Genomic DNA, 12,362 nt, shown 5'->3' on the forward strand with positions numbered 1-12,362 from the left:
TTTCTGGTGCGTACCGGGCTGAGAGGCGGTGTAAGTGAACTGTAGTTGCCATGTTTTACGGCAATGAGAGCAGAGATAGCGCTGATGTCCGGCAGTGCTTTTGCCGTTACGCACCACGCCTTCAGTAGCGGAGCAGGAAGGACATCTGATGGAAATGGAAGCCACGCAAGCACCTTAAAATCACCATCATACACTAAATCAGTAAGTTGGCAGCATTACCGATGCGGGCTATAAAGAGCTTCCATTGGTGATCCCGATGCTGTTTTATCATGGTTGCAGAAGTCCTTATCCTTATTCACTCTGCTGGCTTGATGAATTTGCCGAGCCTGCTATAGCCCGCAAAATATATTCATCAGCGTTTCCGTTGGTGGATATTACCGTGGTGCCGGATGACGAGATTATGCAACACCGCAAAATGGCGCTGTTGGAGTTAATTCAGAAACATATTCGTCAGCGCGATCTGTTGGGATTAGTCGACCAAATTGTTTCGCTGCTAGTTACAGGGAACACTAATGACAGACAGCTAAAAGCCCTGTTTAATTACGTATTACAAACAGGGGATGCCCAGCGTTTTCGTGCATTTATTGGTGAGATAGCGGAACGCGCACCACAAGAAAAGGAGAAACTGATGACCATTGCTGACAGATTACGTGAAGAAGGCGCAATGCAGGGCAAACACGAAGAAGCCCTGCGTATTGCTCAGGAGATGCTGGATAGAGGTTTAGACAGAGAGTTAGTTATGATGGTGACCCGACTTTCACCAGACGATCTTATCGCGCAAAGCCACTAATCCTGTAACACCGGGAGTTAACTGGCGGATGTTTGCTGTAAACCACATCAGCGAACGACATCCGCCAGCGCCTCTTCTAAATCGTACCAGCGAAACGCAAAACCCGCTTCTTCCAGCCGTTTAGGCAGCGCGCGTTGTCCACCTAATACCAGTACTGAAGATTCGCCCATTAACAGTCGAATGGCGGTCGCGGGGACGCGCAAAATGGCCGGGCGATGCAGCGCGTGACCGAGCGCATGGGCAAATTGTTCATTGCGTACCGGGTAGGGCGAAACCATATTAAATGGCCCGCGGAGCTCGTTATCCAGCAGCCAGAGAATACCGTTGACCATATCATCAATATGAATCCAGGCCAGATACTGCCGACCAGAGTCAATCGGCCCGCCCAGGCCAAGACGAAACGGTGGCAGCATTTTACCGAGAATACCGCCGTCCGGTGCCAGTACCACGCCGGTTCGCAGCAGGCACACTCGCGTTTTGTCACTTTGCGCCCGGCAGGCAATCTCTTCCCAGCGGGCGCAGAGTTTATGAGTAAATTCGTTATGCGGCGGTTCCTCTTCGGTAACCACCACTTCACCTAAGTCGCCATAATAGCCCGTTGCCGAGCCGGAAATGAGTACCGACGGCGGCGTGTCGCTGGCATTAATCAAATCGACCAGTTTTTGCGTGATATTCCAGCGGCTTTGGCAGAGACGCTCTTTTTGCTCGTGAGTCCAGCGTTTATCAGCAATCGGTTCTCCGGCCAGGTTGATTACCGCATCAACGCCGTTGAGGTTGCTTTGATCGGCTAGCCCTTGCCATAGCGTCACCCGAGGGCCGAGAACGGAACTGGCTTTCTGTGGGTTACGCGTCACTACCGTGATTTGATGGCCCAGCTCCAGCAAACGCGGAATCAAATGGCGACCAATTAATCCCGTCCCTCCGGTGATCACTATGTTCATGCAGCCTCCCGATATGGCGGTTAACGCTGCCAGCTTAAGGTCATGGATACCGAATCGGCGTAGCGCAGCGCGTGCAGTTTATCGATCTCCACTTCAGCATACGTCACCCAGTGATGTTCACGTGCGATATCGAGCACATCCTGAGTTAATTTTTCCAACAAAGAGAAACGGTTATTCTCTACATGCTGAATAATGTTTTTCGTTACGGTGCGATAATTCAGCGCATCGTTGATATCTTCGCTAGTGCGCGCTTTATCGGCGGGGTAGTGGATCGTCACATTGATAACAATATCCTGACGGTTGTTAATTTCTTCTTCCTTAATTCCGATAAACGTACGTAAACGAAGGTTCTTTATACGAATAATAGCGGCAGGTTGTGCCATTGCAGGTTCTCCGTTGTTTTACTTAGGATGAAATAATACACGAGAACCTGTTTCTGTTAACTATCCGAACGCTCATCACCGAGTTGTGCTTTTAGCAGTGCCTGCCCGGTGGCAGGGCGCGAACGGATCCGCTCATGCCAGTTCTTGACTGCCGGATACATTGCGAGGTCAATTCGCTGGCGAGTCCAGGCATTAACCCACGGCCAGCAGGCAATATCCGCAATGCTGTAGTTCTCGCCTCCCAGCCAGGGCGAGTTTTCCAGCCGCTTGTTTAGTACATGGTAAAGACGCTGAGTTTCAACCTGATAACGTTCAATAGCGTAAGGAATGGTTTGGGGGGCTGCGTGATTAAAATGATGATTTTGCCCAAGCATCGGCCCCAGTTCGCCTACCTGCCAGAATAACCACTGTAATGTGGCGGCGCGTTCACGCGTTTCATGACTCAAAAAGAGCCCCGTTTTCTCAGCCAGATACAACAAAATGGCACCAGATTCAAAGAGGCTTAGCGGTTCGCCGCCATCGGCAGGAGAATGATCAACAATTGCCGGAATTTTGTTGTTGGGCGAAATGCGCAAAAATTCCGGACGAAACTGACCGCCTTTCCCCAGGTCTACCTTAATCAAGCGATAATCAAGCTCTGCTTCTTCGAGAAACAGCGTAATTTTGTGACCATTGGGTGTCGGGGCGAAATAGAGATCGATCATTGCAGCTCCGGTTGTTTAATCATCTGAACACCACAAGTATAGAAAGCGCGGCGACTTACGTGAGTATTCGTCACGTGACAGTGACAAAAAGGCTCTATAGTTTGATAGCCAGCCTCCTTTATTGCCGAGGACATAATGAGTAAACCCGCTATCACGCTTTGGTCAGATGCCCACTTTTTCTCCCCTTATGTGTTATCCGCTTGGGTGGCGTTGCAGGAAAAAGGCCTGTCGTTTCATATCAAGACCATCGACCTCGACAGCGGTGAACATTTGCAGCCGACGTGGCAAGGTTACGGTCAGACACGCCGTGTGCCGTTATTACAAATCGATGATTTTGAGTTGAGTGAATCTTCTGCCATTGCGGAGTATCTGGAAGATCGATTTGCGCCACCGACCTGGGAACGTATTTATCCGCTTGATTTAGAAAATCGTGCGCGTGCACGACAGATTCAGGCCTGGCTGCGCAGCGATCTGATGCCCATCCGCGAAGAGCGTCCGACGGATGTTGTCTTTGCGGGGGCGAAAAAAGCGCCACTAACGGCCGAGGGAAAAGCCAGTGTCGCGATGGCAGAACATTTGTTAGCACTGGGTCAGCCGAATTTATTTGGTGAATGGTGCATTGCTGATACTGATCTGGCGCTAATGATTAACCGCCTGGTACTACATGGCGATGAGGTGCCAGAACGCCTGGTGGATTATGCGACATTCCAGTGGCAGCGAGCGTCTGTCCAGCGTTTTATTGCACTTTCGGCGAAGCAATCTGGCTGATAGCAACGACAGAATCCAGTATCATAGCTTACGTTTTTTCGACGAGGAGTGAGTGATGAAACTGATGTTTGCATCGGACATTCATGGGTCGTTACCGGCGACGGAACGTGTTCTGGAGTTGTTTGCCCAAAGCGGTGCCCAGTGGCTGGTGATCCTTGGCGACGTGTTGAATCACGGCCCGCGTAATGCTTTACCGGAGGGTTACGCGCCAGCCAAAGTCGCTGAACGGCTTAATGAAGTGGCACATAAGGTTATCGCTGTGCGCGGCAACTGCGACAGCGAAGTGGATCAAATGCTGCTGCATTTCCCGATAACCGCGCCGTGGCAACAGGTATTACTGGAAAAACAACGTCTGTTTTTGACGCATGGTCATCTTTTTGGCCCGGAAAATCTACCTGCTTTAAACCAGAACGATGTGCTGGTGTACGGTCATACCCATCTGCCAGTGGCAGAACAGCGGGGGGAGATTTTCCACTTCAACCCCGGCTCGGTGAGTATTCCGAAAGGCGGTAATCCGGCGAGTTATGGCATGCTGGATAATGACGTACTTAGTGTAATCGCACTCAATGATCAAAGTATCATTGCGCAGGTCGCGATTAATCCGTAATTTACCCACAACTCAAAATGCGCCGTAAGAGCGCCAGAAAAAGAAGGTTTCCTGATAATGGAACAGCGTCGTTTGGCAAGTACTGAATGGGTGGATATTGTCAATGAAGAGAACGAAGTCATTGCACAAGCCAGCCGGGAACAAATGCGGGCACAGTGTCTGCGTCATCGTGCAACTTACATCGTCGTGCATGATGGCATGGGCAAAATTCTGGTCCAGCGTCGTACCGAGACAAAAGACTTTTTACCCGGCATGTTAGATGCGACCGCAGGCGGTGTGGTTCAGGCCGATGAGCAACTGCTGGAATCCGCGCGTCGCGAAGCGGAAGAAGAGTTGGGCATTGCCGGTGTCCCCTTTGCCGAGCACGGGCAGTTCTATTTCGAAGATAAAAATTGCCGTGTCTGGGGCGCGTTGTTCAGCTGCGTCTCTCACGGTCCCTTCGCCCTACAGGAAGATGAAGTCAGTGAAGTTTGCTGGCTGACGCCGGAAGAAATCACCGCACGCTGCGATGAGTTCACTCCAGACTCGCTGAAAGCGCTGGCGTTGTGGATGAAGCGCAATGCCAAAAATGAAGCCGTAGAGACTGAAACGGCAGAATGAAAAAAGAGCCGCAATTGCGGCTCTTAACATTTTTAGTGGTAGCCCATCAACTGAGCGCCGATCACTACGACGCTGGACATAATAAACAGCAGTCCAAGTAGGGTCGCGCCCACCTTCAGCCAGTTACGGAAGTCCACCCTGCACACACCGAGAGTTGCCATTAACGAAGCTGAGGTTGGGTAAATGATGTGACTGAAGCCATCACCAAACTGGAATGCCAGCACGGTAATCTGACGGTTAACACCGACCAGATCGCCAAGCGGTGCCAGTAACGGCATGGTTAACGCCGCCTGACCAGAACCGGACGTCACGAAGAAATTAAATACCGCCTGGAAGAGCAACATAAACCAGGCCGCGACCGCGTTGTCCAGACCGCTAATGGCATTGGCAATGCTGTTGAGGATGGTATTTAACACGCTGGCATCACCCGCTTCACCATTACCGACCAGCAGCAAAATCCCTTTGGCGAAACCCACCAGCAGGGCAGGGGCGATCATCATTCGCGCCCCTTCGGTAAAGGATGAAGCCATGGTATTAACCGTCATGCCGTTAAGGCGGAAAACAACGCCGATGATGCCAATCACCAGACCCATGGTGAAGAACTGGCTGGCAATTTCTGGAATAAACCAGGCATTAACGATCACGCCCCAAATCACCCAGACCATTACGGCGGTCAGGACAATCAATACCAGCCAGTCACCAAAGGTAAACGGACGTTGTTCAACATCCGCCTGCTTTTCACGAAAGAAGCGGTCGGACTCATGCACGCGTGACAGAAGAGGATTCTTTTTCACTCGTGAGGCGTACACCATGGTAAAGATCAGGCCAATCATAGTGGCGATAACCCACACCACGATGCGCAACCCGGAGCCAGAAAGCACCGGAACGCCGGCAATCCCCTGAGCAACGACCACACAAAACGGGTTCATCCACGAACTGGCAAAACCGATTTGCGTGGCAATATAGGTCACCAGGACGGTGGTAATACTGTCATAGCCCAGCCGGACCATTAGCGGTGCGATGATAATGGCAAAGGCGACGGCCTCTTCTCCCATACCAAATACCGCGCCGCCAAGTGAAAACAGAATAAACAGCGCAGGAATAAAGAGAATTTCATTCCCGCGGGTATGGCGAATAAGCGCCAGGATACCGTTATCAATGGTTCCTGTACGCATCACAATGCCAAACGCGCCGCCAATCACCAGCATAAACATGATGATGCCAACAGCTGTCCCGTATTTCGATCCTGAGGTTAATCCTTCAAACGGGAAGTTCATCAGGCCCGGGCGTTCATCGCCCGTCGTGAACAGCTGTACGCGGTGATACTCAGGTTCGCCTGCTTCGTTAGTCAGAATGCGAAATGAGTGTGGATCTACGACTTTGCGTGTTTTTGTTTGACCATCAACCTGATACTGCACTTCCTGACTGTCAAACATCCCCACCGGAACTACCCAGGTGGCAAGGCTGGTTAAAATAGCAACAAAAAAGATAATCACCAACGTATCGGGCATTGCCCATCTTCTTGTTGGTTTGGATTCAGTGATTGCGGACATAGCGCAAATATTCCCTTGCACAAAACAAAGTGGTAAGTATGCAAAGTGAAATGGCGCAATTCATTGATGCAGCGCAGTTAAGCAAGATAATCAGAAAGGATTAATGCAGATTAAGAGAATAAAAAACCGGAAATAGTGATTATTTCCGGTTCAGATATCCGCAGCGCAAAGCTGCGGATGATGACGAGATTACTGCTGCTGTGCAGACTGAATCGCAGTCAGCGCGATGGTGTAGACGATATCGTCAACCAGTGCGCCACGGGACAGGTCGTTAACCGGCTTGCGCATACCCTGCAGCATCGGCCCGATGGAGATCAGGTCGGCAGAACGCTGTACCGCTTTGTAGGTGGTGTTACCGGTGTTCAGATCCGGGAAGATAAACACGGTAGCGCGACCTGCAACCGGAGAGTTCGGCGCTTTGGATTTCGCAACGTCAGCCATTACCGCAGCGTCGTACTGCAGCGGACCGTCGATCATCAGGTCAGGACGTTTTTCCTGCGCCAGACGAGTTGCTTCGCGAACTTTTTCTACGTCGCTACCTGCACCAGAAGTACCGGTGGAGTAGGAGAGCATAGCAACGCGCGGTTCGATACCGAAGGCCGCAGCGGAATCAGCGGACTGAATCGCGATTTCTGCCAGCTGTTCAGCGGTCGGATCCGGGTTGATCGCACAGTCACCGTAAACGTAAACCTGTTCCGGCAGCAGCATGAAGAACACGGAAGATACCAGGGAGCTGCCCGGTGCAGTTTTGATCAGCTGCAGCGGCGGACGGATGGTGTTTGCGGTAGTGTGAACAGCACCGGAAACCAGACCATCAACTTCATCCTGTTCCAGCATCAGCGTACCGAGCACCACGTTGTCTTCCAGCTGTTCGCGGGCAACGGTTTCGGTCATGCCTTTGTTCTTACGCAGTTCGACCAGACGACCAACATAGCTTTCGCGAACCACTTCTGGATCAACGATTTCAATCCCTGCACCCAGTTCTACACCCTGAGACGCTGCAACACGGTTGATCTCTGCCGGATTACCCAGCAGTACGCAAGTTGCGATACCACGTTCAGCACAGATAGCGGCTGCTTTAACGGTACGCGGTTCGTCACCTTCCGGCAGTACGATACGTTTGCCCGCTTTGCGCGCAAGTTCAGTCAGCTGATAACGGAACGCAGGCGGAGACAGACGACGGCTGCGCTCAGAAGTGGCAGTCAGAGATTCGATCCAGTCAGCGTTGATGTAGTTAGCAACGTATTCCTGAACTTTCTCGATACGTTCGTGATCGTCAACCGGAACTTCCTGGTTGAAGCTCTGCAGGCTCAGAGAGGTCTGCCAGGTGTTGGTGTTCACCATAAATACCGGCAGGCCGGTAGCGAAAGCACGTTCGCACAGTTTAGAAATGCGCGCGTCCATTTCGTAGCCGCCAGTCAGCAGCAGGGCACCGATTTCTACGCCGTTCATGGCTGCCAGGCAAGCGGCGACCAGCACGTCAGGACGGTCTGCGGAAGTCACCAGCAGAGAACCGGCACGGAAGTGCTCCAGCATGTGCGGAATGCTGCGTGCGCAGAAAGTGACGGATTTAACGCGGCGAGTATTGATGTCGCCTTCGTTGATGATGGTCGCATTCAGGTGGCGAGCCATATCGATCGCACGAGTCGCGATCAGGTCAAAGCTCCACGGCACAGCGCCGAGAACCGGCAGCGGGCTGGATTCTTGCAGCTTCGCCGGATCAACATTGTTTACTTTAGCTTTGGAAGAGTCGTCGAAAATCTCGGACAGATCCGGGCGAGTACGACCCTGTTCATCAACCGGTGCGTTCAGTTTGTTAACGATAACGCCGGTGATGTTGGTGTTTTTGGCACCGCCGAAGCTGTTGCGGGTCAGTTCGATACGCTCTTTCAGCTGTTCCGGGGTGTCAGTGCCCTGAGACATAACGAAGACGATTTCCGCATTCAGCGTTTTAGCGATTTCGTAGTTCAGAGACTGGGCAAACTGGTGCTTACGTGTCGGGACCAGACCTTCAACCAGAACGACTTCAGCGTCTTTGGTGTTAGCGTGGTAGTTTGCGACGATCTCTTCCATCAGCACATCTTTCTGATTGCTGGAAAGCAGACCTTCAACGTAGCTCATTTTCAGCGGTTCAGCGGCCGTCGTGGTGGAAGAGTTCGCACGCACGATAGTCGTAGTCTGATCGGGCGCATCGCCACCGGTACGCGGCTGAGCGATAGGTTTGAAAACGCTCAGACGAACGCCTTTGCGTTCCATTGCACGGATCACGCCAAGGCTGACGCTGGTCAGACCGACGCTGGTTCCGGTAGGGATCAGCATAATAATACGGGACACGGTTTATCCTCTTTCGTTACCGCCGATTTGGCGGGTTACAAAACAGCACCGCCAGCTGAGCTGGCGGTGTGAAATCAGGCAGTCAGGCGGCTCGCGTCTTGCGCGATAACCAGTTCTTCGTTGGTTGGGATAACCACCGCAGGACGGGTACCTTCTTTGTTGATGAAACCAGATTTGCCGAAACGTGCAGCCAGGTTGCGTTCATGATCAACTTCAAAGCCCAGCACGCCCAGTTTGCCCAGAGACAGTTCACGAACCATCGCGGCATTTTCACCGATACCACCAGTGAATACAACAGCGTCCAGACGACCATCCATCAGCGCAGTGTAGGCACCGATGTATTTCGCCAGGCGGTGGCAGTAAACGTCCATTGCGCGCTTCGCGTCTTCTTTCGTCGCGTAGTTGTCTTCAACATAGCGGCAGTCGCTGGTCACTTCGGTCAGACCCAGCAGGCCAGACTCTTTGGTCAGCAGTTTGTTGATTGCGTCAACGCTCATGCCCAGGGTGTCGTGCAGGTGGAAGATGATCGCCGGATCGATATCACCAGAACGGGTACCCATGACCAGACCTTCCAGCGGGGTCAGGCCCATAGAGGTGTCAACGCATTTACCGTTGCGGATAGCAGAAACGGAACCACCGTTGCCCAGGTGGCAGGTGATGATGTTCAGTTCTTCTACCGGTTTGTTCAGCATTTTTGCCGCTTCCTGGGTTACATAGAAGTGGCTGGTGCCGTGCGCGCCGTAACGACGGATGCCGTGCTCTTTGTACAGGTTGTAAGGCAGGGCGTAGAGGTAAGACTCTTCCGGCATAGTCTGGTGGAACGCGGTGTCAAATACAGCAACGTTTTTGTCTTTCAGCTGTGGGAAAGATTTCAGAGCTTCTTCGATACCGATCAGGTGAGCCGGGTTGTGTAGCGGTGCAAAAGAAGCTGCATCTTTGATACCCTGAATAACAGACTCATCGATCACTACGGAGCTGGTATACTTTTCGCCGCCGTGTACGATACGGTGACCGATAGCAGTCAGCTGCGCAGACAGTTCTGGTTTTTGTGCCAGAATAGTATTAACGATAAAGTTGAGCGCTTCGCTGTGAGCGGCGCCTGCACCTAAAGCCGCTTCCTGTTTATTGCCGTCCATTTTCCATTTGATACGTGCTTCGGGCAGGTGGAAACATTCGGCTAAACCAGAAAGGTACTCTTCACCATTTACTGCATCGATGATGGCAAATTTCAGTGAAGAACTACCGCAGTTCAGAACCAGTACTAACTTACTCGACATGGAAGTACCTATAATTGATACGTGGCTAAAAAAACGTCAGGGAGCCATAGAGCGTAGCGCATGATGACACCGACATTTATGATTAACATCATGCACTGCAAATTTTTTTTGCATGATGGAAGAAATATCTTGAGTCTATGCCATTTTGCGTAATTTTCAGCCAATGGCATAATGTATATGAATTTGACGACTCAATGAATATGTACTACTTAGGCCTTCAGGCTGCTAAAGGATACCTGATAGTGGGTATGGAAGACAAAATGTTTTGAATGTTGTCCCGCTGAGTTGTGAATTTGCACAAATTTTTGAATCTTTATATGTGAAGTTGAGGTGAAGCATGTCAACGCCGGATAATCGTTCTGTTAATTTTTTTAGCTTGTTTCGCCGGGGACAGCATTACTCAAAGACGTGGCCGCTGGAAAAACGCCTTGCCCCGGTCTTTGTCGAAAATCGCGTTATCAAGATGACGCGTTATGCGATCCGTTTTATGCCGCCGATCGCCGTATTTACTCTCTGCTGGCAGATTGCCCTGGGCGGTCAGCTTGGGCCGGCAGTTGCCACTGCGCTGTTCGCCTTAAGTTTACCCATGCAGGGATTATGGTGGCTGGGCAAGCGTTCTGTAACGCCATTACCCCCTGCTATCCTCAACTGGTTTTATGAAGTTCGCGGTAAATTGCAGGAGTCTGGACAGGTGTTGGCACCCGTTGAAGGCAAGCCTGATTACCAGGCATTAGCTGACACGCTTAAGCGCGCCTTCAAACAACTGGATAAAACTTTCCTTGATGATTTGTAATTGACCCCTGATTACGCATATAAAAGAAGGCATACTCAGCCTTCTTTTTTTTTCACCGTAGTAGAGTGATACAGGAGTCAACAATGGAAATGACCAACGCGCAACGTCTTATTTTGTCTAATCAGTACAAGATGATGACTATGCTCGATCCGGCAAATGCTGAACGTTACCGTCGCCTGCAAACAATTATTGAGCGTGGTTACGGATTACAGATGCGTGAATTGGATCGCGAGTTTGGCGAGCTGAAAGAAGAAACCTGCCGCACTATCATCGACATTATGGAGATGTATCATGCGTTGCATGTTTCCTGGTCTAATTTGCAGGACCAGCAATCCATCGATGAACGTCGTGTCACCTTCCTCGGCTTTGACGCCGCCACTGAAGCACGTTACCTCGGTTATGTCCGCTTTATGGTTAATGTGGAAGGGCGCTATACCCATTTTGACGCTGGGACTCATGGTTTTAACGCCCAGACGCCAATGTGGGAAAAATATCAGCGCATGCTTAATGTGTGGCATGCCTGCCTGCGTCAGTACCATTTGAGCGCCAACGAAATTAATCAAATTATCAACGCCTGAGGAGGCCCGCGTGCGGTGCAAAGGTTTTCTGTTTGATCTTGATGGAACGCTGGTGGATTCCCTGCCTGCGGTAGAACGGGCGTGGAGCAACTGGGCCAGACGTCATGGGTTAGCGCCGGAAGAGGTGCTGGCTTTCATTCACGGTAAACAGGCGATCACCTCTTTGCGCCATTTTATGGCGGGCAAATCCGAGGCTGATATTGCCGCCGAGTTTACGTGTCTGGAGCACATCGAGGCCACGGAAACCGAAGGTATTACCGCGCTTCCGGGGGCAATCGCCTTACTCAATCATTTGAATAAAGCAGGTATTCCGTGGGCCATTGTGACTTCTGGCTCCATGCCGGTAGCGCGAGCGCGCCATAAAATAGCTGGGCTTCCCGCACCAGAGGTGTTTGTAACCGCTGAGCGAGTGAAGCGCGGAAAACCAGAACCTGATGCGTATCTGTTAGGTGCGCAGCTGCTGGGGCTTGCGCCGCAGGAGTGTGTGGTGGCGGAAGATGCTCCCGCTGGCGTGCTTTCTGGCCTGGCGGCGGGTTGCCATGTCATTGCGGTTAACGCTCCGGCAGATACCCCGCGCCTGAATGAGGTCGATTTGGTCCTCCACAGTCTGGAGCAAATTACTGTGACCAAACAGCTAAATGGCGATGTTATTATTCAGTGAAACACCTGATCATGAACCGCCCCGGGAATCCTGGAGACTAAACTCCCTGAGAAAGAGGTAAACAGGATGACTAAAAATACTCGTTTTTCCCCCGAAGTCCGTCAGAGGGCGATTCGTATGGTTCTGGAAAGTCAGGGCGAATATGACTCACAGTGGGCGGCAATTTGTTCCATTGCCCCAAAGATTGGCTGTACACCGGAGACTCTGCGTGTCTGGGTACGCCAGCATGAGCGGGATACCGGAGGCGGTGATGGCGGGCTCACCACCGCTGAACGTCAGCGTCTGAAAGAGCTGGAACGTGAAAATCGTGAACTGCGCCGCAGTAACGATATCCTTCGCCAGGCTTCCGCTTATTTTGCGAAGGCGGAGTTCG

At 51.6% G+C, this 12,362-nt stretch carries 14 protein-coding genes and 1 pseudogene; 8 read left to right on the plus strand and 7 right to left on the minus strand.

The window, feature by feature from the left end; genetic code table 11:
* A partial coding sequence (locus BHE85_RS02960) for an IS1 family transposase (RefSeq protein ID WP_047664789.1) occupies window positions 1-165 on the minus strand: 165 nt, incomplete at its 3' end.
* Between the two features lie 55 nt (window positions 166-220).
* Between BHE85_RS02960 and rpnB the strand changes: the two are divergent.
* A pseudogene (rpnB, locus tag BHE85_RS02965) lies at window positions 221-790 on the plus strand (recombination-promoting nuclease RpnB); the annotation flags it as partial.
* 47 nt (window positions 791-837) lie between these two features.
* On the opposite strand, the gene BHE85_RS02970 reads toward rpnB, so the two are convergent.
* From BHE85_RS02970 to yfcG, 3 genes are read right to left on the minus strand one after another with little or no spacing between them, the layout of a single operon-like run.
* Complete coding sequence (locus BHE85_RS02970) at window positions 838-1,731, minus strand: TIGR01777 family oxidoreductase (protein WP_001028334.1); 894 nt, start codon at window positions 1,729-1,731, stop codon at window positions 838-840.
* A gap of 20 nt (window positions 1,732-1,751) precedes the next feature.
* Window positions 1,752-2,114, minus strand: coding sequence for a dihydroneopterin triphosphate 2'-epimerase (folX, locus tag BHE85_RS02975; protein ID WP_000068457.1), 363 nt, complete (start codon window positions 2,112-2,114; stop codon window positions 1,752-1,754).
* A 56-nt stretch (window positions 2,115-2,170) separates the two neighbouring features.
* Window positions 2,171-2,818 (minus strand): GSH-dependent disulfide bond oxidoreductase, encoded by a 648-nt coding sequence (gene yfcG / locus BHE85_RS02980; RefSeq protein ID WP_000566469.1) that lies wholly within the window; start codon window positions 2,816-2,818, stop codon window positions 2,171-2,173.
* Between the two features lie 135 nt (window positions 2,819-2,953).
* On the opposite strand from yfcG, the gene yfcF reads away from it, so the two are divergent.
* From yfcF to yfcD, 3 genes are read left to right on the plus strand one after another with little or no spacing between them, the layout of a single operon-like run.
* Window positions 2,954-3,586: a glutathione transferase gene (gene yfcF / locus BHE85_RS02985; protein ID WP_000042443.1), complete on the plus strand. Its 633-nt coding sequence runs from the start codon at window positions 2,954-2,956 to the stop codon at window positions 3,584-3,586.
* A 55-nt stretch (window positions 3,587-3,641) separates the two neighbouring features.
* Window positions 3,642-4,193 (plus strand): phosphodiesterase, encoded by a 552-nt coding sequence (gene yfcE / locus BHE85_RS02990; RefSeq protein ID WP_000772452.1) that lies wholly within the window; start codon window positions 3,642-3,644, stop codon window positions 4,191-4,193.
* Window positions 4,194-4,250: 57 nt separating this feature from the next.
* Window positions 4,251-4,793 carry an NUDIX hydrolase YfcD gene (yfcD, locus tag BHE85_RS02995; protein WP_000437935.1) on the plus strand — a complete coding sequence of 181 codons (543 nt, stop codon included), beginning with the start codon at window positions 4,251-4,253 and terminating at the stop codon, window positions 4,791-4,793.
* 32 nt (window positions 4,794-4,825) lie between these two features.
* On the opposite strand, the gene yfcC is transcribed toward yfcD, so the two are convergent.
* The 3 genes from yfcC to ackA form a co-directional block, all read right to left on the minus strand.
* Window positions 4,826-6,346 (minus strand): putative basic amino acid antiporter YfcC, encoded by a 1,521-nt coding sequence (gene yfcC / locus BHE85_RS03000; RefSeq protein WP_001274499.1) that lies wholly within the window; start codon window positions 6,344-6,346, stop codon window positions 4,826-4,828.
* Window positions 6,347-6,535: 189 nt separating this feature from the next.
* Entirely contained in the window at window positions 6,536-8,680 is a 2,145-nt protein-coding gene (pta, locus tag BHE85_RS03005) for a phosphate acetyltransferase (protein ID WP_000086728.1), read from the minus strand.
* Window positions 8,681-8,754: 74 nt separating this feature from the next.
* Window positions 8,755-9,957, minus strand: coding sequence for an acetate kinase (gene ackA, locus BHE85_RS03010; protein WP_000095707.1), 1,203 nt, complete (start codon window positions 9,955-9,957; stop codon window positions 8,755-8,757).
* Window positions 9,958-10,294: 337 nt separating this feature from the next.
* On the opposite strand from ackA, the gene yfbV reads away from it, so the two are divergent.
* The 4 genes from yfbV to BHE85_RS03030 form a co-directional block, all read left to right on the plus strand.
* Window positions 10,295-10,750, plus strand: coding sequence for a terminus macrodomain insulation protein YfbV (gene yfbV / locus BHE85_RS03015; protein WP_000106627.1), 456 nt, complete (start codon window positions 10,295-10,297; stop codon window positions 10,748-10,750).
* Window positions 10,751-10,833: 83 nt separating this feature from the next.
* On the plus strand, window positions 10,834-11,328 hold the full coding sequence (locus BHE85_RS03020; protein ID WP_000426122.1) for a YfbU family protein: 495 nt from the start codon (window positions 10,834-10,836) through the stop codon (window positions 11,326-11,328).
* Between the two features lie 10 nt (window positions 11,329-11,338).
* Complete coding sequence (gene hxpA, locus BHE85_RS03025; protein WP_001203384.1) at window positions 11,339-11,989, plus strand: hexitol phosphatase HxpA; 651 nt, start codon at window positions 11,339-11,341, stop codon at window positions 11,987-11,989.
* Between the two features lie 66 nt (window positions 11,990-12,055).
* On the plus strand, window positions 12,056-12,362 hold a 307-nt coding region (locus BHE85_RS03030), incomplete at its 3' end, for a transposase (protein WP_032219445.1).

It is taken from the genome of Shigella sp. FC1567, assembly GCF_001743015.1.
Taxonomy (GTDB): domain Bacteria; phylum Pseudomonadota; class Gammaproteobacteria; order Enterobacterales; family Enterobacteriaceae; genus Escherichia; species Escherichia coli.